This is a genomic window from Amycolatopsis sp. NPDC104587, assembly GCF_055583645.1.
On record NZ_JBVJNO010000005.1, the window covers coordinates 452,824 to 474,426 of the forward strand.

Consider the following 21,603-nt stretch of genomic DNA (forward strand, 5'->3'; position numbering starts at 1 on the left):
AAAGCAACGAACCGGACGTAGTCCTGTTTTCGCAGGAAACTCCCGAAAGAACCGAATCGCCGGCCGTTCCGTCAAGCCAGGTGCCAGTCAGGATTTCCTGCCCTCCGACCAGGAGCCGCCGTCCTGCGGGTGTCCTGACGGGAGGCTCTTCTGTTGCTCGTCCGCCCCCTGTCAGCCGTCGTGTCAGGAGCATGGCCGCTCCATGTCAGCGGGCCCGGCGAATGTGGTCCTCACAGCCCCCACCGAGGGGGCCGGAAACCACAGGAGAGCACGATGCAGAACTTCGCCACCCCCGCCCCGATCACCGCCTTCCTCACCATTCCCGCCGGGCGTGTGCGGCTCGTCGCCGGTGAGCGGGACGACACCAGCGTCGACGTGCGGCCCGCCGATGCCGGGAAGAGCCGGGATGTCAAGGCCGCCGAGCAGACCAGCGTCAGCTTTGCCAACGGTGTCCTGCGGATCGAGGCTCCGGAAGCCAAGCACCAGTACTTCGGTCCGTCCGGGGCCCTCGACGTCACCGTCGAACTGCCCGCCGGTTCGCGGGTCGAGGCCAAGGCCGGCAGCGCCGAGCTCGACGGGACCGGCCCGCTGGGGGACGTCGTCTTCGACGGCGCCTACCGCTGGATCAAGCTGGAGCAGGCCGCGAGCGTCCAGCTCACCGCCACCGACGGGGACGTCGAGGTCGGCCGGCTGGGCGGGTCCGCCCGGATCGGCACCGCCCGGGGCGACATCCGCGTCAGCGAAGCCGGGCCGGGCACCGTCGAGCTGAGCTCGCAGTCCGGGGACATCTCCGTCGGCGCCGCCGCCGGGGTGTCCGCCTCGCTGGACGCCGGCACCTCCTACGGCCGGGTCAGCAACAGCCTGACCAGCACCGGCGCCGCCGAGCTGCGCATCCGCGCCACCACCGCGCGCGGTGACATCGAGGCGCGCAGCCTCACCGCTCGGGTGGCGGGATGACGCGCAGGTCCCACACCGTCCGGAACGCGCTGATCGTCAGCCAGGCGAGCCGGGCGTTGACCGGGAACAGCTGGCGCACCGACGCCAGCGCGTCGAACGACCCGTCGCCGGCCACCCCGCCGCGCTCGATGTGCGCTTCGTCGAGCGCGGGGCCGAACACCTCCAAGACGGTGCCCAGGTAGTAGAGGTACCCGAGCGTCTCGACCTGGAGCCGCCGGAGGGGTTCGTCCCCACGCTCGACCGGCGGGGTGGCCGCCGCTTCGACCAAGGCGGCCGGGTCGGCGGCGGCGTGCGCGTCGACGTGCCGGACCAGGTCGCCGACCAGGACGTCGTCGTAGCCGCCGCGGGCGACGATCGTGCGCAGGCCGGCGCGTTTGTCCGCGAGGTCCTCGGCGACCACGCGGCGGGCGACGCCGGCCAGCGCGCCGCCGCCGGAGATCACCTGGCGGGCGACGCGGATCAGCTCGCGCGGCAGTCCGCCGGACAGGCAGTGGCACAGGCAGACGAACGGGTCGGGCAAGCCGAGGACGCGCCGGGACAGCACCTGCCGCGCGTCGTCGAGCTTCAGGTACTCCACGCGGAAGATGACGTCGAAGGCGCTGTCGAAGGCGTCGCGCACCGGCAGCCCGCGCCGCTCGAACGCGGCGAGCGCGTCCTCCGAAACCGAGACGAGGAACAGGAAACCCGGCACGTCGAGGTTGAACAGCGCCTTGACCTCGTTGACGAAGTCCTGGGCCGCGTCCGGGGCGACGATCTTGTCCAGCTCGTCGAGGATGATCACCACCGACGGCGTCGCGATGCCGTCGAGCGGGGCGACACCGCCGATCGTGGCGCGGAGGAACTCGCCGAAGCCGTGCACGATCTGCGGGTAGCTGCGCGGCTGCCGGGTCACTTCGTGCGTCCTGGTCACGCCGATGTCGGCGCCCGCCGGCACGCCGGCCTTACCGGACCAGCCCGAGGTGTGCTTCTGCTGGAACTCGATGTCGCCGATCGCCCACTCGGCGCGGGCACGCAAGGCTTGCAGGTCCCCCGGTGGCACCGCGGGCGCCGGCTCGACCCGCGTGGGCACCACCGCCGGCCGCCGCCGTGCCGCGACGGCGAGCAGGCCGGCCGCGCCGAGCAGGCAGACCAGCGGCCACCAGATCGCCGCGAACCACGTGGCCGGGTCGAACCGCGCGCCGCGCGTCGCCAGCGAACCGAGCACCCCGGCCGCCACCGCCACGACGACCACGGCGGCGAACGGCCACGACCGCCGCCAGCGGGCCCGGCGCGCGGCCCAGTGGCCGGGCCGCGGGTCCGCGTCGTCGCGCCGCTTCTTGCAGAACTCGATCACCGCCGCGCAGGTGCGGGCGTAGAGGTGCAGAACGAATTCGCGCGCGTCGTACCGGACCGGGACGCTTTCGAGGACGGCGATGTGCGCGCGGCCGGCGGGGCTGAGCCGGCCCGCCCGGTAGGCCTCGAGCAGGGTGGTCTTGCCCGCCCCGCGCGGCCCGGCCATCCCGACGGCGCCGCCGCCTATCCCCGCCATCAGCGCCATCAGCCGATCTGCCGACGCCAGCGACGTCACCACCCGGTCGCCGGCGCGCATCTGCCCGAGCGCCCGGGGGTCGAGGGCGCCGAGCGTCGTGCTGAACGACGGCTGCACCAGCTCGTTGACGTGCAGCGTGACCTGCTGCTCGACCGTCGCCCGCGCGGCGGTTTCCCACTCGGCTTCGGCCGCGGCAACGCTTTTCCGCAGCTCCGCCTGCCGCTGCGTCCACCCCGAACTGCCCCGGCGTTCGGGATCGCCGGACATCGACGCCGGCAACAGCGCGCCGGGGCTGACCAGAACGGGCCCGGTCAGGAGCAGGACGAGCACCGCGAGCACGTCCGCGAGGACGAACACCGCCCACTCCGGCAGCGGCAGGGGGACGGTCATGACCGTGAACGCCACGCCCGCCGCCAGGAGGGCACCGATCAGCGCGCGGTGCCCGGCGACCCGCGGCAGCCTCAGGCCCGGTTCCTCTTCCTTGGCGGCGTCCATGGCCGTCAGGTAGGAGCCCAGGGCGAAGACGAAGGCGACGCACCCCGCGACCACCCACACCACGACGGCCAGGAACGTCCCCATCGCCTCCCGAGCCGACGACCAGTTGCGCCACAGCACCAGCAGGTACGTCGTGGCGAACCCGGTGACGAGCGGCCACGGACCACCACCGAGCGCCGGCTTGCCGCCGAACCGGGTGCCGAGCCGGGCGACCAGCCGGCGGGTCAGCACCAGCGAGAGGGCCGAAGTCACGAAGAGCGCCAGGAGGATCCAGGCCCAGCCGCTCCTGGTCACGGGCAGCCGGCCGAGCTGCCAGAACAGCAGCGGGAAGAGCATGCCCAGCCAGAGGACGAACCCGAGCAGGGCGTGCCCGGCCCGGTCGTCCGGGTTCGGCAACCGGGCCGCGCGCGGCCGCGGCGCGTCGAACCCGGCGAGCTTTTCCTGAGCTTCGCGGAGCCCGGTGATCTGCGGGTTGGTCTCCTGGAGCACGAAGTCGCCGCCGCCCACCACGAGCTTGAGAACGTCTTCGCGCACCGTCTCACGGTCCGGCTCGGGCACCCGCCCCAGGCGTTCGGCCTTGGGGTCGTCGAGCGCGCGCTCGGCCAGCTGCGGAAGCTTTTTGCGCAGCTCGTCGAGCAGGGCGTCCTCCTCGCCGGGCTCGGCGCGGACGTCGGTCGGCGGTTCGGGCGGCGCGGTCACGGACGGGGATCCTATCGGCGACAGCGGGTGGCCGACCCGGTTTCGGCCCCCTCGGCGCGGGGATCTGGCACGATCAGACGATGGTCAGGACCCGGCGGACCCGTGGACTCGTGCTGGCGGCCGCCCTGCTGCTGGTCCTCTCCGCCTGCACCGCCGGCTTCGGGGACCTCCGGCTGCGGATCGCCGCGGGCAACCCCGGCGGGGTCTACGACAAGCTCGCGCAGACGCTGGCCACCACCTGGCAGGCGGGCCTGGACATCGGGCGGCCGCAGGTGCTGCAGACCCAGGGCTCGCCCGACAACGTCGACAAGGTGCTGGCGGGGGCGGCCGAAGTCGCTTTTGTCGCCGCCGACGTCGCCTCCGACCGGTACAAGACCGATCCGCGGCTGGCCGCGCTGGCCCGGATCCACGACGACTACCTGCACATCGTCGTGCGGTCCGACTCCCCCATCCGGACGGTCGAGCAGCTGAGGGGCAAGCGGATCGCGATCGGCTCGCCGTCTTCGGGTGTCGAGTACATCGCCGAACGGCTGTTGCAGGTGACCAGGCTCCAAGGGTCGGTCACCACGTCCCTGCGCGGCCTCCCCGACTCCGTCCGGGCGCTGCTGAACGGCGACGTCGACGCGTTCTTCTGGTCCGGGGGCCTGCCGACGCCGTTCCTGGCCGACTACAACGACTCGAAGTCGCTGCGCCTGCTCGACATCGCCGACGTGATGCCGAAGATGCAGGAGCTCAACCAGGTGTACGGCACGGCGTCCATCCCGGCCAGCACCTACAACCAGGCCGGCCCGGTGACCACGCTGCTGGTGCCGAACGTCCTGGTGGTGCCGAAGTCGATGTCCGACGACGTCGCCGAAGCGCTGGTCCGCGGCCTGTTCGACGCCCGCCAGCAGCTCGCCGCGGCCAACCCGGCGGCGCTGTCGATCGACGTGCACCCCGGCATCGAGACCCAGCCGATCCCGCTGCACCCGGGCGCGCTGCGCTACTACCGCGGGCAGAAGACCTAGGCGGCCGGGAAGGTCATCGTGATCCGCAGGCCGCCGCCCTCGGGCAGGTCGAGTGCCAGCTCGCCGTCCGAATGCGCGGTCAGCTCGCTGACGATCGCCAGGCCCAGCCCCGAACCGGGCACGTTCTGGTGGGCCGGGCTGCGCCAGAAGCGGTCGAGCGCGCGGTCGAGCTCGTCGGGCGGCAGGCCGGGGCCGTGGTCACGGACCGACAGCCGCACCTTCTCCGCTTCGTGCTCGACGGCGATCCGGATCTCGGTGCCGGCCGCGGTGAACTTCAGCGCGTTGTCGAGCAGCGCGTCCAGGATCGTCTCGGCCCCGCGCGGCGGCATCCGGACGCGGGCGCCGTCGCCGGCGGTGTCGACGACCAGCCGCACGTCACGGGCCTCGCCGACCACCGACCAGTCGGCGACGCGCTCGGCGACGGCCTCGTCCAGCACCACCGGGTCCAGCTCGCCGCCGGACGCCTCGGCGCGGGCCATCGAGAGCAGGCCGTCGAGGATCTGGTGCAGCCGCCCGGCGTCGACGCGCGCGGCGTCGAGGTCGGCGGCGGACTGCTCGTCCACGACGTGGCCGTCGAGGTTGCCGAGGCGGATCTTCAACGCGGTCAGCGGGTTGCGCAGCTGGTGGGAGGCGTCGGCGACAAACGCGCGCTGCGCGGCCAGCGCGCCGGACACGCTCTCGGCCATCCGGTCGAAGGAGCGCCCCAGCTGCCGCAGCTCCGGCGGCCCGCCGCTCTCCCCCACCGGCTCGGCCTCCCGCCCGCTGACCACGGACGCCACGAGCGCGCCGGTCGCGTCGTCGAGCCGGTGCACCGGCCGCAGGATCCACCGGACCACCGGGATGGCCACGGCCAGCGCCAGCACGAACGCGAGGATCCCGCCCGCGGCGAGCAGCAGCCACCACCACAGCACGTCGGCGCGTTCGGTGCCGGTGTCCGACACGCTCAGCACGGCCCCGCGCACCTCGCCGTCGGCGAGCACCGGCTCGGCCAGCACCAGCGGCGTCGCGTCCCACGGCATCAGCACGCCGGCGGGCTGCGACCGGCGGCCGGCCAGCGCCTCGTGGACCGGGTCGCTGAACCGCTCCGCCTTGAGGTCGACGGCGTCCGCGCCCGCCGAGCCGGTGACCGGCTTGCCGTCCTGGTCGACGACGATCACCTCGACGCCGTACACCTCGGTGTAGCGGGTCAGGTCGGGTTCGAGCAGCCACGGCTTGTTGTCCAGCAGCGGCCGCTGCGCCAGCGACGCGAACCGGGCGGTGTCGGTCAGCCGGTCGAGGAACAGGTCCTGCTGCGCGCCGGCCGCGATCGAGATGGCCAGCGGGATGCCGAGGCCGAACACCAGCAACGCGACCAGCGTCAGCACGATGCCCTGCAGGCGGACGCGCACGCCGTCAGCTCCGGGCGACCTGGCCGCCGAGCCGGTAGCCGACCCCGCGGACCGTCTCGATCAGCGCCGGGCGGCCCAGCTTCGTCCGCAGGGTCGCGACGTGGACGTCCAGCGAGCGGCTCTCCGCCGGGCCGCGATGGCCCCATACCTCGGTGAGCACGTGTTCGCGCGAGCACACCGCGCCGCGCGCGCCCGCGACGAGCGCGAGCACCTGGAACTCCTTGCGGGACAACGCGACCGCCTGGCCGTCGACGAGCACCTCGTGCCGGGAGAGGTCGACGCTGACGTCGCCCGCCCGGATCACCACCGGCTCGGCCGTGGTGTGCTCGCCGCGGCGGCGGCGCACCGCTTCGACCCGCGCGAGCAACTCCTCGACGTCGTAGGGCTTGACGAGGTAGTCGTCGGCGCCCGCGCGCAGGCCCTGGATCCGGTCGTCGACCTCGCCGCGCGCCGACACGACGATGATCGCGACGTCGCTGACCGCGCGGATCTGGCGGCAGAGCGTGACGCCGTCGATGTCCGGCAGGCCGAGGTCGAGCAGGATGACGTCGACCTCGTGGACCCGGTCGAGCACGCCGGCGCCGGTGGCCAGCCGCGCGATCGCCAGGCCGCGGCGGGTCAGGGCCGGGATCAGCGCGCCCGCGACCCGGTCGTCGTCCTCCACCAGCAGCACCCGCACCGTTCACCCTCCCTGGTGACCTGGTTCACCCCCGGCCGGTATCGACGAACTCTAGGACCTCACCGCGACGGCCGCCGAATCGGACATCGATACTCAGTTGAAACCCTAAGTATTGGTCAAGCCGCCTTGCGAGCCGGTAAAGCAACGGTAGGTTCTCGCCATCGCGGGTGACCCACGCCGCATTCGAACGACCCTGGAGGCCAGATGACCGCGGAGGTGGCGGCGCCGATGATCAAGGCGGCCGCCGTGAACAAGTACTTCGGCGACCTGCACGTGCTCAGGGAGATCACGCTCGAGGTGCCCCGCGGCCAGGTCGTGGTGGTGCTGGGCCCGTCCGGGTCGGGCAAGTCGACCCTCTGCCGCGCGATCAACCGGCTCGAGCCGATCAACTCCGGCGAGATCGCGGTCGACGGCGTCCCGCTGCCCGCCGAGGGCAAGGCCCTCGCGGCCCTGCGCGCCGACGTCGGCATGGTGTTCCAGTCGTTCAACCTGTTCGCGCACAAGACGATCGTCGAGAACGTCATGCTCGCGCCGGTGAAGGTCCGCAAGACCGCGCAGGCCGAGGCCCGCAAGACCGCGATGGAGCTGCTGGAGCGCGTCGGCATCGCCAACCAGGCCGACAAGTACCCCGCGCAGCTCTCGGGCGGCCAGCAGCAGCGCGTCGCCATCGCGCGGGCGCTGGCGATGCGGCCCAAGGTGATGCTGTTCGACGAGCCGACCTCGGCGCTGGACCCGGAGATGGTCCAGGAGGTCCTCGACGTCATGACCGGCCTGGCCAAGGACGGCATGACGATGCTCGTCGTCACGCACGAGATGGGCTTCGCGCGCCGGGCCGCCGATCGGGTGATCTTCATGGCCGACGGCGAGATCGTCGAGGACACGACGCCCGAAGAGTTCTTCACCGCGCCGAAGAGCGAGCGCGCGAAGGACTTCCTCGGCAAGATCTTGACCCACTGAGAAACGTTCCGCGACGCCGTTCGCGTCACGGGTGACGACACACAGGAGAGATTCACATGAGGATCCGCACCCTCGCGGTGGGACTGCTCGTAGGTGGCCTGACGCTGACCACCATGACCGCCTGCGGCAAGGAAGGCACCCCGGCCTCGCCGGGCGCGGGTGACCAGAGCGGCACGAACGCCGCCGCGCTGCCGACCTACCCGGTCGCGACCGGCGTCGACCTGGCCGGCTCCCCGGTGTTCGCGAAGATGAAGTCGGCCGGTGCGCTGACCGTCGGCGCGAAGGACGACCAGCCGGGCCTGGGCCAGAAGGACCCGACGACCGGTAAGTTCGGCGGCTTCGACATCGAGATCGCGAAGCTCGTCTCGGCCGGCCTCGGCTTCGACCCGGAGAAGATCACCTTCCGCACGGTCGACTCGGGCGCCCGTGAGCAGACGATCGCGAACGGCGACGTGAACTACTACGTCGGCACCTACTCGATCACCGACAAGCGCAAGGCGCTCGTCTCCTTCGCCGGGCCGTACTTCGTCGCCGGCCAGGACCTCCTGGTGCGCGCGGACGACAGCTCGATCACCGGCAAGGACACCCTCAAGGGCAAGAAGGTCTGCTCGGTGACCGGCTCGACGCCGATCCAGAAGGTCCGCTCGGAGAACCTGACCGAGCCGGGCAACATCGTCGAGTTCCAGAAGTACTCGCAGTGCGTCGAGAAGCTGCTGTCGAAGGACGTCGACGCCGTCACGACCGACGACGCGATCCTCAAGGGCTACGCGGCCCAGGACAAGGACAACCTGAAGGTCGTCGGCCAGACGTTCTCGACCGAGAAGTACGGCATCGGCCTCAACAAGGACGACAAGGTCCTGCGCGACAAGGTCAACGAGATCCTGCAGAAGGCGCTGGACGACGGCACCTGGCAGAAGATCTACGACGCGACGCTCGGCAAGTCCGGTTCGCCGGCGAAGAAGCCGACCCTCGAGAAGTACTGACGTGACACGAGGCCGGTGGATCGGGTGCGCCCGGTCCACCGGCCTCATCACATCCACCTGACCACGGACGCGGGGAAGGCTCCATGGACGTCCTCTTCAACAACCTGGACCTGTTCGGTCCGTTCTTCCTCCGCACGATCGAACTGTTCGTGCTCTCCGCCGTCGGCAGCCTGATCCTGGGCACCATCCTCGCGATGCTGCGGGTGAGCCCGGTGCCCGTCTTCCGCGCCGTCGGCACGGCCTACGTGACGATCGCCCGGAACACGCCGCTCACGCTGGTCTTCGCGTTCTTCGTGTTCGCGTACCCGCTGCTCGACATCGTCAAGCTCGACTACTTCCCGGCCGCGGTGACGGCGCTGACCGTGTACACCTCGGCGTTCATCTGCGAGGTCGTGCGCTCGGGCATCAACACGGTGCCGGTCGGACAGGCCGAGGCGGGCCGGGCGCTGGGGCTGAACTTCGGCCAGATCCTCGGCCAGGTCGTGCTGCCGCAGGCGCTGCGTTCGGTCGTGCCGCCGCTGATCAGCACCCTGATCGCGCTGCTGAAGAACACCACGATCGCCGCCGGTTTCTCCGTCGCGGAGGCCGGCGCGATCCGCTCTTACCTGTCCGAACGCGGTGAGAACCAGCTGGTCGGCCTGCTGTGGGTGGCCCTCGGCTTCATCATCCTGGTCGCCGTGCTGTCGTTCGTCCAACGCAGCCTGGAGAAGCGCTGGAGCGTGGCCCGATGAGCAACGTCCTGTTCGACGTCCCCGGTCCGAAGGCGCGGCTGCGCTACCGGACCTATGCGGTCGTCGGCGTCATCGTGGTCGTCGCGTTCGTCGGCTACATCGGGTGGCGCTTCTACGACAGCGGCCAGTTCACCGCCCGCAAGTGGGAGTGGCTGCAGTACGCGCAGGTCCAGAGCGACCTGGCCAACGCGGTGCTCGCGACGGTGGAGGCGTTCGCCGCCGCGACGGTGCTGGCGCTGATCTTCGGCGCGGTCTTCGCGGCCGGACGGCTGTCGGACCACGCCTGGATCCGGGGGATCTGCGGGTTCGTCGTGGAGTTCTTCCGCGCCATCCCGGCGCTGATCCTGATGTTCTTCTTCTACTTCGGCCTGCCGACGCTCGGCGTCCCGATCACGCCGTTCCTCGGTGTGGTCTTCGGCCTGACGCTGTACAACGGCTCGGTGCTCGCGGAGGTCTTCCGCGCGGGCATCCAGTCGCTGCCGAAGGGCCAGAGCGAAGCCGCGTACGCGCTGGGCATGCGCAAGACGCAGGTCATGTTCCTGGTGCTGCTGCCGCAGGCGATCCGGGCGATGCTGCCGACGATCATCAGCCAGCTCGTCGTGCTGCTGAAGGACACCGCGCTCGGGTTCATCATCACGTACCAGGAGCTGCTGTACTACGCGCGCTACATCGGCTCGCAGGGCGCGTTCGGCCGGCCGATCGTGCCGTCGACGATCGTGGCCACCGGTATCTACATCGTGATGTGCCTGCTGCTGACGGCGCTGGCGACGTACCTGGAGCGCCGCAACCGGCGCAACAAGAAGGTCGTGGGCACCGCACCCCCGGCGACGGGGGAGGCGGCCCTCGTGGGCGCCGTCTGAGTCACCCGTTCGAGGCCCCCGGGATCCGTCCCGGGGGCCTTGTCCTGTCCCGGGGTCTCCCCTAGCGTCGGGCGCATGGGTGTCGCACTGGTGACCGGAAGCTCACGAGGGCTGGGCCGCACGATCGCCCGGCGGCTGGCCCGCGACGGGTTCGCGGTGGCGGTGAACGCGCTGCACGACGACCCCGACCTCGAGACGGCCGCCCAGCAGGTCCTCGCCGAGGGCGGCAAGGCCGCGGCGTTCGCCGCCGACGTCACCGACCGGCACCAGGTGGGCGAGCTGGTCGACGGGGTGACGGCGCTGCTGGGCCCGATCAGCGTCCTGGTCGTCAACGCGACGGGCCCGCAGCCGGACGTCTTCCTGTCCGAAGTGGACTGGCCGGACCACCTGGGGCACCTGGACTTCTTCGTGCGGTCCCCGGTGCTGCTGGGCCACGCGGTGCTCCCGGGCATGCGCGCCCGCGGCTACGGCCGGATCGTCCACATCGACTCGGAGGTGGCGGACCGCCCGCCGGTCGGCCGCTCGGCCTACGCGACGGCGAAGGCGGCCCAGGTCGGCCTGGCCCGCTCGTGGGCCCGCGAGCTGGCCCCGGACGGCATCACGGTCAACTCGGTGGCCCCGGGGTTCGTCCCGGTGGAGCGCCATGAGGAGGTCCCGGAGGCCGAGCGCGAGGCCTACCGCGCGGGCGTGCCGGTGGGCCGCCTGGGCACCCCGGACGACGTGGCGGCGGCGGTGAGCTTCTTCGTGTCGCAGGAGGCGGGCTTCATCACGGGCCAGCGTCTGCTGGTGGACGGCGGGCGCTCCCTCGGCTGAGCTGCAGCACCACCAGCACGCCGAGGATGAGCACCAAGGCCAGCGTCAACGCCGTCCACATCGCCACGTGCAGCTGGAGCAACCCACCGGCGAAGGCGCCGACCAGCATCGCGCCCACGGCGGCGACCTTCCGCACCGGATGCGCCCCCTGACCACCCGCCGCCTTCGAGTCGGCCGCGAAGCCGGTCAACGTCATCGTCAGCACCGTCGTCGTCAGGTCGGGCGCGCCGATCCGGCGGACCGCGGCGTTCTGCAGGCCCATCGCGACGCCCAGCACGACGATCAGCAGCTCGCTGCCCAGCCGGGTGCCGCTGCCGAGCGTCGCCGACAGCACGACGGCCACCGCCACCAGCGCCGCCTGGACCGCCGTCGCCTGGCGAAGCGTGTCGTACTCGTCTTCGGTGCGGGCCAGGCGACCGCCGGCGAGCGCGCCGGCGAGGAACGCCAGGACCGCCGTCGACGACGCGAGCACCGACAACGTCGTCTCGCCCGCCGCGGCGAACCCGAGGAACACGACGTTGCCGGTCATGTTCGCGACGAACACCCGCCCCAGCCCGAGGAAGCTGACGGCGTCGACCACCCCGGTCACCACGGTCAGCGTCAGCAACAGCGCGGCGAGGTTCCGCGCCTTCGTCTCGGCCATGGACGAAGTCAACCACCCGGCGGGCCGGCTCGCGTCCCGTCTCGCGTCGGTGCTGTCGACCGGCGCGCCATCAGCGGCCGCAGCCGGATCAGGTCCCGGACCAGTCGCGCGGGCGACGACGGCCGCCGTGGGTCCGAGCCGAGCATGCCGCGTTCCGTCTTCGAGCGTCGCGGGTCACCCTTCGCCGGGTGCCCGAGGACGTCTCCGGCACTTCGGCGCGCGGACCTCGGCAGGAACCGGAAGATCGGCGGCTCGGTTCCATTCCGGAGACGAACTTCACCGAACGATTCATTTCCTTACCCGCTACCGCCAACGAAACTCGCCTATCAACCACTCGCTCACGCGCGAAGCGCGCTTCACCATGCGAAGCTGCTTCGCGGCGCTTCGCGAGCGGAATCCGTTGTCACACAGGCGGAACACTGACCTCCTTGCGGTGAATCCCTGCGCGGCACGGGGCGTTTTGTCGGGGGTCCCCTCTAGCGTGCGGGCATGACCGAAAAGAGCACCGTGCGGACCCGGGAAATGGCCGTCGAACTCAAGGGGCAGCGGGAACTGAAGCGGATGAGCCTGCGCGAGGTGGCCCGGCGCGCGGACTGGTCCGCGTCGAAGGTGTCGGCCTGGGAGAACGGCCGGCGCATCTCCCCGGTCGACGCCGCGATCTACCTCGCCCACTGCGGCACGAAGGCCGCCGAGCGCGCGCGGCTCCTCGAACTGACCAAACCCCCGGGTGACCTGTACTGGGTACGGCCGTACTTCGACCCGCTCGTCGACCCGGCGAAGTCCCTGATCGTCCAGGAAAACCTCGCCACCAAGGTGATTTCGAACAGTCCCGCGGCCCTGCCCGGCATGCTCCAGACCGAGGACTACGTCCGCTCGCTCCACGAGCTGTCCGGGCAGTACCCGACCGACCGGCTGAAGCTGCTGGCCCAGGAGAGGATCGACCGCCAACGGCTGCTGCAGCGCCGAAACCCGCCCCAGTGCGTCTACTTCCTCTACGAACACACGTTGAGATCGATCCTGCGCGACCCGGCGCTGATGCACGAACAGCTCCAGTACCTGGTGCTGGCGACCAACCTGCCCCACTGCACGATCCGGGTCGTCCCCGCGTCGGCGCCGCCGTACCACCTGGTCGGCAGCCGCTTCACGATCCTGGAGTTCGCCGAACACCCGTCGGTGGCCTACGAGGAGACCTTCTCCGCCGGGCTGTTCATCGACGAGCGGGCGGCGGTCGAAGCCTTCTACGGGTTCGGCACCCGGCTGGAGCAGGCCGCGCTGTCCGAACGGGAGTCGCGGGAGCTCCTCGTCCGCCTGACCGAGGAGTTCGACCTCATGAAGACGTGACAACCCGGATCCCGTCGTGCCAGACCGCCCGGATCCGGCCGGGCAGGTCCGACACGTCCAGGTCGGTGCCGTCGAGCAGCACGAGGTCCGCGCGCAGGCGCGGCTCGACGCGGCCGCGGTCGTCGTCGAGGCGCAGCAGGCGCGCCGCTTCGGAGGTGGCCGCTTTCAGGGCCGCCGCGTCGCCGAGCACCGCGGCCAGCAGCCGCAGCTCGGTCGTCAAGTCGACATGGGGGCGCGGGGCCAGGTCCGAGCCCGCGGCGATCGGGATCCCCGCCTCCACCGCGAGCCGGAGCGAGCGCTCGTGCGTGCCGGCGAACTCGCAGTCGTGCAGGGGCGACAGTGTCGGCACGTACCAGGCGTCGGCCAGCGCGGCGACGGCTGTGTCGTCGAGGAACGTGCCGTGCTCGACGCTGCGCACCCCGGCGCGAGCGGCCGACACCACCGCCTCCGCCGTGTGCGCGTGCGCCAGCACGTCCCTGCCACGGCGGCGGGCTTCGTCGACCAGCGCCGTGAGCTCGTCGTCGGTCGGGCGGACGTCCACGCCTTCACGGATCGCCCGCATCGCGCCGCTCGCGCCGACCTTGATCCAGTCGGCGCCCGCGCGCACCATCCGGCGAACGGCCGCGCGGGCGGCGTCCGGCCCGTCGAACAGCGGGTCCGGCAGCGACGGGTCGCCGTAGTTGTCGACGGCGCCCGCGGTCACGTCCCAGGTGTCGCCGAGCCCGCCGGTCGGTCCGAGCTGACGCAGGCTGACCAGCAGGTCCGGCCCGGTGATCCAGCCCTCGCGCAGCGCGTGCTTACTGTGCCAATCTTTGCCAATCCGGCCACGGTCACGGCCGAATGGCTTTTGTAGCAATGGTCACCTCTCGTTCGAGGGTCGGCCTACCTTTGGCCGGATTGGCAAAGCAGGCGTCGGCGCCCCAGGCGTCCCGGACGGTGGTGATCCCGCGGGCCAGCAGCCCGCCGGAACAGTCGGCCCGTCCGTCCCCGCTGAGGCCCGGCCCGACCTCGGCGATCCGCGAGCCATCGAAAGCGCCCCGGCGAGCAGCGTCACGCGAGATCCTTGCGGTAGATGAGGAAGTCGCACGGCGTGGCCAGCGACGGCGCGAGGTGCGGGTAGTCCTCGGCGAGGTCGGCGCGGTGGGTCACGCGGTAGCCGAGCCGGTCGTACCACTCGGCGAGGAACTGCTTCGACGGATGGGTCCATTCGCGCGGCACCAGCAGTTCCAGCTGCATCTCACGACAGCCCGCGTCCCGGCTCACCCGCTCGGCGAAGGCCACCAGCTCCCGCCCGAGGCCGAGGCCGCGCCGCGCGGGGTCGGCGGCGAGCATCCCGAACTCCCCGGTGGTGCTGTCGAGCCGCCGGACCCGCACCGACCCGGCGAAGTCACCGTCCACGAAAGCGACGGCGATCTCCCCGGCCCGCACGAACCCGGCCACCTCGTCGACCGAGGTCCGGTCGGTGCTGCCGAGCCAAAGCCCCTTCTCGGACTCGGCGTAGACCTGGTTGACAAGAGCGGTGATCCGCGCGACCAGCGCGGGGCCGGCGGACGGCGGCAGCAGCTCGATCTCCATGCTGCCACCTTGTCACGCGAGCGCGGCGATCTCCGCCGCGAACCCACCCAGCTCCGCTTCCCGGCGCGAGCACGCGTCCACGAGCCGCGCGATGTCGGCCGCCCATTCGCCGGTGGCCCGGTCGGCCGAGCCGATCCGCTCGAAACCCCGGTCGAGCAGCCCCCGCGCATCGTCGAACCGGCCGCGCGCGACGGCCTTCACCGCGCCGAGCGTATTAGCCAACGCACTGGCGGGACGCGACCACTCGCCGTCAGCGGCGACCGGCTGGACCGCGGACAGCACCGCTCGCGAACCGGCGACCGCCGCCTCGAGGGCGGCGAGCACACGGTTCGCGAGCGTCGAACGGGACAGCGTCACTGATCGCGGCGGAAGAGCTTGTTGCCCAGCCACACGATCGGGTCGTACTTGCGGTCGGCGACGCGCTCCTTCATCGGGATGAGCGCGTTGTCGGTGATGTGGATGCCTTCCGGGCAGACCTCGCTGCAGCACTTGGTGATGTTGCAGTACCCGAGGCCGTGCTCCTCCTGCGCGGCGTCACGGCGGTCCGCGACGTCGAGCGGGTGCATCTCCAGCTCGGCGATCCGCATCAGGTACCGCGGGCCGGCGAAGGCTTCCTTGTTCTCCTCGTGGTCACGCACCACGTGGCAGGTGTTCTGGCACAGGAAGCACTCGATGCACTTGCGGAACTCCTGCGACCGCTCGACGTCGACCTGCTGCATCCGGTACTCACCGGGCTTCAGGTCCGCCGGAGGCGTGAACGAAGGGATCTCGCGGGCCTTCGTGTAGTTGAAGGACACGTCCGTGACGAGGTCGCGGATGACCGGGAACGTCCGCATCGGCGTCACCGTGATCACCTCTTCCTCGGTGAACGTCGACATCCGCGTCATGCACAGCAGGCGCGGCTTGCCGTTGATCTCCGCCGAGCACGAGCCGCACTTGCCCGCCTTGCAGTTCCAGCGCACCGCGAGGTCCGACGCCTGGGTGGCCTGCAGCCGGTGGATGATGTCGAGGACGACCTCGCCCTCGTTCACCTCCACCGTGAAGTCCTGCAGCTCGCCGCCCGTGTCGTCGCCGCGCCAGACCCGGAAACTCGCCTTGTAGCTCATTCCTTGCTCCCCGGGTGCGTCTCGAGCTCTCCACCGGTGTAGTACTTCCCGAGCTCGCCGAACTCGAACAGCTCCAGCAGGTCCTGCCGCAGCGGCACCTGCTCCTCGACCACCACGCCGATGTCCGGGACGACCGGGTTGTCACCCTCGGACGCCGAGCACACCAGCAGCTTGTGCCGCCACTCGGCGTCCATGCCCGGGAAGTCGTCGCGGGTGTGCCCGCCGCGGCTCTCGGTCCGCGTCAGGGCCGCCTTCGCGACGCACTCGCTGACCATCAGCATGTTGCGCAGGTCGATCGCGAGGTGCCAGCCCGGGTTGAACTGCCGGTGCCCTTCCACCGTGACGCGCAGGATCCGCTGCCGCAGCTCGCCCAGCTTCTCCAGCGCCTGCTCGATCTCCCCGGCCTTGCGGATGATGCCGACCAGGTCGTTCATCGACTGCTGCAGCTCGGTGTGCAGGGTGTACGGGTTCTCGGCCGTCGTGGCACCGGAAGGCGGGTCGAACGGCGCGAGCGCCATCTTCGCCGCGGCGTCCACATCGGACTGCGCGACCGCGGGCCTGCCCTCGAGCCCCTGTACGTACTCCGCGGCGCCGAGGCCCGCGCGGCGGCCGAACACCAGCAGGTCCGACAGCGAGTTGCCGCCGAGCCGGTTGGAGCCGTGCATGCCGCCCGAGCACTCGCCGGCCGCGAACAGGCCGGGCACGCTCGCCGCCGCCGTGTCCGGGTCGACCTCGATGCCGCCCATGACGTAGTGGCAGGTCGGGCCGACCTCCATCGGCTCCGCGGTGATGTCGACATCCGCCAGCTCCTTGAACTGGTGGTACATCGACGGCAGCCGCTTCTTGATCTCCTCGGTCGGGAGACGGCTGGCGATGTCGAGGAAGACACCGCCGTGCGGGGAACCGCGCCCCTCCTTGACCTCGGAGTTGATCGCGCGGGCCACTTCGTCGCGGGGCAGCAGGTCCGGCGTGCGCCGGTTGTTGTCCGCGTCGGCGTACCAGCGGTCGGCTTCCTCTTCGCTTTCCGCGTACTGGCCCTTGAACACCTCGGGCACGTACTCGAACATGAACCGCTTGCCGTCGGAGTTCTTGAGCACCCCGCCGTCACCGCGGACGCCCTCGGTGACGAGGATGCCCTTGACGCTCGGCGGCCAGACCATGCCGGTCGGGTGGAACTGGACGAACTCCATGTTGATCAGCTTCGCGCCCGCCCGCAGGGCCAGTGCGTGACCGTCCCCGGTGTACTCCCACGAGTTCGACGTCACCTTGAACGACTTGCCGATGCCGCCGGTCGCGAGCACGACCGCGGGCGCGTCGAACAGGATGAACCGGCCGCTCTCACGCCAGTAGCCGAACGCGCCGGCGATCTTCCCGTCGGTGGTGAGCAGCTCGGTGACCGTGCACTCGGCGAAGACCTTGATCTTCGCCTCGTAGTCCCCGGTCTCGGCGAAGTCCTCCTGCTGCAGCGACACGATCTTCTGCTGCATCGTGCGGATCAGCTCGAGGCCGGTGCGGTCACCGACGTGCGCCAGCCGCGGGTAGGTGTGCCCGCCGAAGTTGCGCTGGCTGATCCGGCCGTCCGCGGTGCGGTCGAACAGGGCGCCGTAGGTCTCCAGCTCCCAGACGCGGTCGGGCGCCTCCTTGGCGTGCAGCTCGGCCATCCGCCAGTTGTTGAGGAACTTCCCGCCGCGCATGGTGTCGCGGAAGTGGACCTGCCAGTTGTCGTTCGAGTTCGCGTTGCCCATCGAGGCGGCGCACCCGCCCTCGGCCATCACCGTGTGCGCCTTGCCGAACAGGGACTTGCACACGACGGCCACGCGGAAACCGCGCTCGCGAGCTTCGATCACGGCGCGCAGACCGGCGCCGCCGGCCCCGATCACCACCACGTCGTAGCTGTGGCGTTCGACCTCGGTCATAAAAGAATTCCACCTCGGAACTGGGGACGTCGCTTGTCGGGAGAGGGAAGCGCTAGTTGACGAATCTCAGGTCCGAGATCGCGCCGCTGGCCACGAGCATGACGTAGAAGTCGGTCAGCACCAGCGTGCCGAGCGTCGTCCAGGCCAGCGCCATGTGGCGGGTGTTGAGCTTGGTCACCTGGGTCCAGATCCAGTACCGCACCGGGTGCTTGGAGAAGTGCTTCAGCCTGCCCCCGGTGACGTGCCGGCACGAGTGGCAGGAAAGCGTGTACGCCCAGAGCAGGACGACGTTCGCGAGCAGGATGAGGTTTCCCAGCCCGAAGCCGAAGCCGCCGGTCTTGCCGTGGAACGCGGTGATCGCGTCGTAGGTGTTGACCAGCGAGACGACCAGCGCGACGTAGAAGAAGTAGCGGTGGACGTTCTGGATGATCAGCGGCAGCCGCGTCTCGCCGGTGTACTTCGCCTTCGGTTCGGCGACCGCGCACGCGGGCGGCGAGAACCACACGGCCCGGTAGTAGGCCTTGCGGTAGTAGTAGCAGGTCAGGCGGAACCCGAGCAGGAACGGCAGCACGACGAAGCCGAGCGGGATGAACCCCGGCAGGTCGCCGAACCAGTGTCCGAAGTGGCTCGAGCCCTCGACGCAGGAGGTGGACAGGCACGGGGAGTAGAACGGCGTCAGGTAGTGGTAGTCCGGCACCCAGTAAGCGGTGCGCACGAACGACCGGACCGTCGCGTAGATGATGAAGGCGCCCAGCCCGAGCACGGTGAGCAGGGGCTGGAGCCACCATCGGTCGGTCCGCAGGGTGCGTTCGGCGATCCGGGCCCGCTTCGGGGACCGGACGCCGGTGCCGACGCCGTTGTCAGCCGGAGCGCTCACCGCTGGTCGCGCTTGTAGCCGCCGACGCCTTCGTCGTCCGCGCCGTGCCACAGCGACGGGTCGTAGGGGGTGTCGGGTACCGGGACGCGCTCGGCGGGTTTCGCCTGGGCGGGCACGGCCAGCGGCGTGCCGTCGAGGTCCGCGGTGTCGATGTCGAGGCGCTCCACGTCGTTGGCGAGCCGGCGCACCGCCGACGCGTCGCCGTAACGAGAGCGCAGTGCGCCGACGCACTGCCTGAGCTGGCCGATGGTTCGCCGCAGCTCGGCGATCTCGGAGGTGGACATCATTCCTCCCGGTGGTGGTGGGGCTGGCAGGGAGCCGGCCGGGCGATCGCTCGCCGTAGGGCTTTGCCACGCGTCGTGCAGATGTGACAACTAGCACACTAACGGTTCCCGAGGTGATCGGGGTCACGCGGGTGGATCTTCTGAATCGATTTTGATTCGGCGTTTTCCCGAGGTACTGTGGCCAGTGTCACGACCCAGAGGCGTCAGCGCTGCCGTCCCGCGGACCACCACACACCAGTGATCCGGAGCCGGACATGAGCCCCACCTCCCTGAACGCGACCGTCGCCGAAGTCACCGCCCGCATCGCCGCGCGCAGTGCCGCGACCCGCACCGCCTACCTCGGCCGCACGGCCGAAGCACACGAAGAAGGCCCGGTCCGCCGCGGCCTCGCGTGCAGCAACCTCGCCCACGGTTTCGCCGCCATGGAAGGCGGCGACAAGGCGGCCCTGCGGGCCGCGCGCGCCCCGGGCGTCGCGATCGTCTCCTCCTACAACGACATGCTCTCGGCGCACCAGCCGATGCAGGAGTACCCGGCCTGGCTGAAGAAGTCGGTGCGCTCCGCGGGCGGGGTCGCCCAGTTCGCCGGCGGGGTCCCCGCGATGTGCGACGGCGTCACCCAGGGCCGCGCGGGCATGGAACTGTCCCTCTTCAGCCGCGAGGTCATCGCGATGTCGACGGCGATCGCGCTCTCCCACGACATGTTCGACGCGTCGCTGTTGCTGGGCGTCTGCGACAAGATCGTGCCCGGCCTGCTGATCGGCGCGCTGTCGTTCGGGCACCTGCCGGCCGTGCTGGTTCCCGCCGGGCCGATGAACTCCGGCCTGCCGAACAAGGAGAAGGCACGCGTCCGGCAGCTGTACGCCGAGGGTCTCGCGACGCGCGAAGACCTCCTCGACGCCGAAGCGGCGTCCTACCACTCCGCCGGCACCTGCACCTTCTACGGCACGGCCAACTCCAACCAGATGGTCGTCGAGGTGATGGGCCTGCACCTGCCCGGCGCCAGCTTCGTCCAGCCGGGTTCGGCCCTGCGCCAGGCGCTGACCGAGGAAGCCGGACGGCGGATCGTCGCGCTTTCGCGCGGCGAGGAGTACACGCCGGTCTCGCGGATCCTCGACGAGAAGGCGTTCGTGAACGGCGTCATCGCGCTGCTCGCGACCGGCGGCTCGACCAACCACACGATGCACCTGGTCGCCGTCGCCGCGGCCGCGGGCATCCAGCTGACCTGGGACGACTTCTCCGACCTCTCGGCCGTCGTGCCGCTGCTGGCGCGGGTCTACCCCAACGGCAGCGCCGACATCAACCACTTCCACGCCGCCGGCGGCATCCAGTTCCTGGTCGGCACGCTGCTCGACGCCGGGCTGCTACACGAGGACGTGCACACGGTCGCCGGGTTCGGGCTGCACCGCTACCGCGCCGAGCCGATCCTGTCCGACGGCGAGCTCGTCTGGCGCGACGTCCCCACCCGCAGTCTCGACGAAGAGGTGCTGCGCCCGGCGTGGCGGCCCTTCGCCGCGGACGGCGGGCTGCGGATGGTCGAGGGCAACCTCGGCCGCGCGGTCGTCAAGGTGTCCGCCGTGGCGCCCGAGCACCGGGTCGTCCAGGCGCCGGCGCGGGTGTTCACCTCCCAGGAGGCGTTCAAGACGGCGTTCGAGGCCGGCGAGCTGGACCGCGACGTCGTGGTGGTGCTCCGGCAGCAGGGCCCGCAGGCGAACGGCATGCCGGAGCTGCACGGCCTCACCCCCGCGCTGGGTGTGCTGATGGACCGCGGGCACGCCGTGGCGCTGCTCACCGACGGGCGTATGTCGGGCGCGTCCGGCAAGATCCCGGCCGCGATCCAGGTGACCCCGGAAGCCGCGGCGGGCGGCCCGATCGCCCGCATCGCCGACGGCGACGTCATCCGGCTCGACGCGTCTTCGGGCTCGCTGGACGTCCTGGTCGGTGACGAAGAACTCGCCCGCCGTGAGCTTGTGGACGCACCGCCGTCCGAAGCATCCTGGACCGGCACCGGCCGAGAGCTGTTCGCCGCGTTGCGCCGTGCCGTCGGCCCTGCCGACCAGGGCGCTTCCGTGTTCGGCGGCTTGACGCCGGAGCACTTCGGAACGCCCGCTTTCGTTACCCAGGAGGTCGGTCAGTGACCACCGGTCAGGACCTGCTCGAGCTGTCCCCCGTGATGCCCGTCGTGGTGATCGACGACGCCGCCGACGCGGTGCCGGTCGCCCGGGCGCTGCTCGCCGGCGGGATCGGGGTCATCGAGCTGACCCTGCGCACCCCGGCGGCGTTGTCCGCCATCGAGCGCGTCGCCGCCGAGGTGCCGGACATCGTCCTCGGCGCGGGCACGGTCACCTCGCCGGACCAGGCGAAGCAGGCGGCCGACGCGGGCGCGAAGTTCCTCGTGACGCCCGGCTGCACCGACGCCGTCGTCGACGCGTGCTTCGAGACCGGGCTGCCGTTCCTGCCCGGCGCGAGCACGGTGTCGGAGGCGATGAAGCTGGCCGAACGCGGGCTCACGGCGCTGAAGTTCTTCCCGGCGGAGGCGTCCGGCGGCGTCGCGTACCTGAAGTCGATCGCGGGCCCGTTGCCCGGCTTGAAGTTCTGCCCGACGGGCGGGATCACGGTCGCTTCGGCGCCTTCGTACCTGGCGCTGCCGAACGTCGGCTGCATCGGCGGTTCGTGGCTGACGGCCTCGCTCGATTCCGCGACGATCGAGAAACTGGCCGCGGAAGCCGCGAAGCTGTAGCCGAGATCACCCCGCGGAATTACGGAC

At 71.1% G+C, this 21,603-nt stretch carries 21 protein-coding genes; 10 read left to right on the forward strand and 11 right to left on the reverse strand.

The features are described from left to right. Window positions 1-273 precede the first annotated feature (273 nt). Window positions 274-957, forward strand: a complete 684-nt coding sequence (locus ACZ61C_RS17590; protein ID WP_465307833.1) for a DUF4097 family beta strand repeat-containing protein — start codon at window positions 274-276, stop codon at window positions 955-957. On the opposite strand, the gene ACZ61C_RS17595 is transcribed toward ACZ61C_RS17590, so the two are convergent. After that, the gene (locus tag ACZ61C_RS17595; protein ID WP_465307835.1) at window positions 935-3,679 is read right to left on the reverse strand and encodes a transcriptional regulator; all 2,745 of its coding nucleotides are present in this window, start codon (window positions 3,677-3,679) and stop codon (window positions 935-937) included. The two genes, ACZ61C_RS17590 and ACZ61C_RS17595, sit on opposite strands and share 23 nt — an antisense overlap. A gap of 80 nt (window positions 3,680-3,759) precedes the next feature. Here ACZ61C_RS17595 and ACZ61C_RS17600 point away from each other — a divergent pair, with 80 nt between their 5' ends. Continuing rightward, window positions 3,760-4,686: a TAXI family TRAP transporter solute-binding subunit gene (locus tag ACZ61C_RS17600; RefSeq protein WP_465307837.1), complete on the forward strand. Its 927-nt coding sequence runs from the start codon at window positions 3,760-3,762 to the stop codon at window positions 4,684-4,686. Here ACZ61C_RS17600 and ACZ61C_RS17605 read toward each other — a convergent pair. Together ACZ61C_RS17605 and ACZ61C_RS17610 are read right to left on the reverse strand one after the other, a co-directional pair. Further along, window positions 4,683-6,074 (reverse strand): sensor histidine kinase, encoded by a 1,392-nt coding sequence (locus tag ACZ61C_RS17605; RefSeq protein ID WP_465307839.1) that lies wholly within the window; start codon window positions 6,072-6,074, stop codon window positions 4,683-4,685. The two genes, ACZ61C_RS17600 and ACZ61C_RS17605, sit on opposite strands and share 4 nt — an antisense overlap. 4 nt (window positions 6,075-6,078) lie before the next feature. Continuing rightward, window positions 6,079-6,753, reverse strand: coding sequence for a response regulator transcription factor (locus tag ACZ61C_RS17610; protein WP_465307841.1), 675 nt, complete (start codon window positions 6,751-6,753; stop codon window positions 6,079-6,081). A gap of 228 nt (window positions 6,754-6,981) precedes the next feature. Here ACZ61C_RS17610 and ACZ61C_RS17615 point away from each other — a divergent pair, with 228 nt between their 5' ends. The 5 genes from ACZ61C_RS17615 to ACZ61C_RS17635 all read left to right on the forward strand — a co-directional run bounded on the left by ACZ61C_RS17615 (window position 6,982) and on the right by ACZ61C_RS17635 (window position 11,097). Then, window positions 6,982-7,710: an amino acid ABC transporter ATP-binding protein gene (locus ACZ61C_RS17615; protein WP_465308270.1), complete on the forward strand. Its 729-nt coding sequence runs from the start codon at window positions 6,982-6,984 to the stop codon at window positions 7,708-7,710. A 56-nt stretch (window positions 7,711-7,766) separates the two neighbouring features. Beyond that, complete coding sequence (locus ACZ61C_RS17620) at window positions 7,767-8,693, forward strand: glutamate ABC transporter substrate-binding protein (protein ID WP_465307843.1); 927 nt, start codon at window positions 7,767-7,769, stop codon at window positions 8,691-8,693. Between the two features lie 83 nt (window positions 8,694-8,776). Continuing rightward, window positions 8,777-9,424 carry an amino acid ABC transporter permease gene (locus ACZ61C_RS17625; RefSeq protein ID WP_465307845.1) on the forward strand — a complete coding sequence of 216 codons (648 nt, stop codon included), beginning with the start codon at window positions 8,777-8,779 and terminating at the stop codon, window positions 9,422-9,424. Continuing rightward, entirely contained in the window at window positions 9,421-10,284 is an 864-nt protein-coding gene (locus tag ACZ61C_RS17630) for an amino acid ABC transporter permease (RefSeq protein WP_465307847.1), read from the forward strand. Before ACZ61C_RS17625 ends, ACZ61C_RS17630 begins: the two co-directional genes overlap by 4 nt. A gap of 75 nt (window positions 10,285-10,359) precedes the next feature. Then, window positions 10,360-11,097, forward strand: a complete 738-nt coding sequence (locus tag ACZ61C_RS17635; RefSeq protein WP_465307849.1) for an SDR family NAD(P)-dependent oxidoreductase — start codon at window positions 10,360-10,362, stop codon at window positions 11,095-11,097. Here ACZ61C_RS17635 and ACZ61C_RS17640 read toward each other — a convergent pair. After that, window positions 11,051-11,740: a YoaK family protein gene (locus ACZ61C_RS17640; protein ID WP_465307851.1), complete on the reverse strand. Its 690-nt coding sequence runs from the start codon at window positions 11,738-11,740 to the stop codon at window positions 11,051-11,053. The genes ACZ61C_RS17635 and ACZ61C_RS17640 overlap by 47 nt on opposite strands. 489 nt (window positions 11,741-12,229) lie before the next feature. On the opposite strand from ACZ61C_RS17640, the gene ACZ61C_RS17645 reads away from it, so the two are divergent. Then, a complete protein-coding gene (locus ACZ61C_RS17645) occupies window positions 12,230-13,081 on the forward strand; it encodes a helix-turn-helix domain-containing protein (RefSeq protein ID WP_465307853.1) in 852 nt (283 codons plus the stop codon). On the opposite strand, the gene ACZ61C_RS17650 is transcribed toward ACZ61C_RS17645, so the two are convergent. The 7 genes from ACZ61C_RS17650 to ACZ61C_RS17680 all read right to left on the reverse strand — a co-directional run bounded on the left by ACZ61C_RS17650 (window position 13,068) and on the right by ACZ61C_RS17680 (window position 18,839). Then, on the reverse strand, window positions 13,068-13,937 hold the full coding sequence (locus tag ACZ61C_RS17650) for an amidohydrolase family protein (protein ID WP_465307855.1): 870 nt from the start codon (window positions 13,935-13,937) through the stop codon (window positions 13,068-13,070). The genes ACZ61C_RS17645 and ACZ61C_RS17650 overlap by 14 nt on opposite strands. A 194-nt stretch (window positions 13,938-14,131) precedes the next feature. Next, window positions 14,132-14,656 carry a GNAT family N-acetyltransferase gene (locus ACZ61C_RS17655; protein ID WP_465307857.1) on the reverse strand — a complete coding sequence of 175 codons (525 nt, stop codon included), beginning with the start codon at window positions 14,654-14,656 and terminating at the stop codon, window positions 14,132-14,134. 12 nt (window positions 14,657-14,668) lie between these two features. After that, on the reverse strand, window positions 14,669-15,013 hold the full coding sequence (locus tag ACZ61C_RS17660) for a hypothetical protein (RefSeq protein ID WP_465307859.1): 345 nt from the start codon (window positions 15,011-15,013) through the stop codon (window positions 14,669-14,671). Continuing rightward, on the reverse strand, window positions 15,010-15,762 hold the full coding sequence (locus ACZ61C_RS17665; RefSeq protein WP_465307861.1) for a succinate dehydrogenase/fumarate reductase iron-sulfur subunit: 753 nt from the start codon (window positions 15,760-15,762) through the stop codon (window positions 15,010-15,012). Before ACZ61C_RS17665 ends, ACZ61C_RS17660 begins: the two co-directional genes overlap by 4 nt. After that, window positions 15,759-17,678 carry a fumarate reductase/succinate dehydrogenase flavoprotein subunit gene (locus tag ACZ61C_RS17670; RefSeq protein ID WP_465307863.1) on the reverse strand — a complete coding sequence of 640 codons (1,920 nt, stop codon included), beginning with the start codon at window positions 17,676-17,678 and terminating at the stop codon, window positions 15,759-15,761. The genes ACZ61C_RS17665 and ACZ61C_RS17670 overlap by 4 nt, the downstream gene beginning before the upstream one ends. A gap of 52 nt (window positions 17,679-17,730) precedes the next feature. Then, the gene (locus tag ACZ61C_RS17675; RefSeq protein ID WP_465307865.1) at window positions 17,731-18,555 is read right to left on the reverse strand and encodes a hypothetical protein; all 825 of its coding nucleotides are present in this window, start codon (window positions 18,553-18,555) and stop codon (window positions 17,731-17,733) included. Beyond that, on the reverse strand, window positions 18,552-18,839 hold the full coding sequence (locus tag ACZ61C_RS17680; protein WP_465307867.1) for a hypothetical protein: 288 nt from the start codon (window positions 18,837-18,839) through the stop codon (window positions 18,552-18,554). Before ACZ61C_RS17680 ends, ACZ61C_RS17675 begins: the two co-directional genes overlap by 4 nt. A gap of 254 nt (window positions 18,840-19,093) precedes the next feature. Between ACZ61C_RS17680 and edd the strand changes: the two genes are divergently transcribed. Continuing rightward, a complete protein-coding gene (gene edd / locus ACZ61C_RS17685; RefSeq protein ID WP_465307869.1) occupies window positions 19,094-20,974 on the forward strand; it encodes a phosphogluconate dehydratase in 1,881 nt (626 codons plus the stop codon). After that, window positions 20,971-21,576, forward strand: coding sequence for a bifunctional 4-hydroxy-2-oxoglutarate aldolase/2-dehydro-3-deoxy-phosphogluconate aldolase (gene eda / locus ACZ61C_RS17690; protein ID WP_465307871.1), 606 nt, complete (start codon window positions 20,971-20,973; stop codon window positions 21,574-21,576). Before edd ends, eda begins: the two co-directional genes overlap by 4 nt. Window positions 21,577-21,603: the final 27 nt, after the last annotated feature.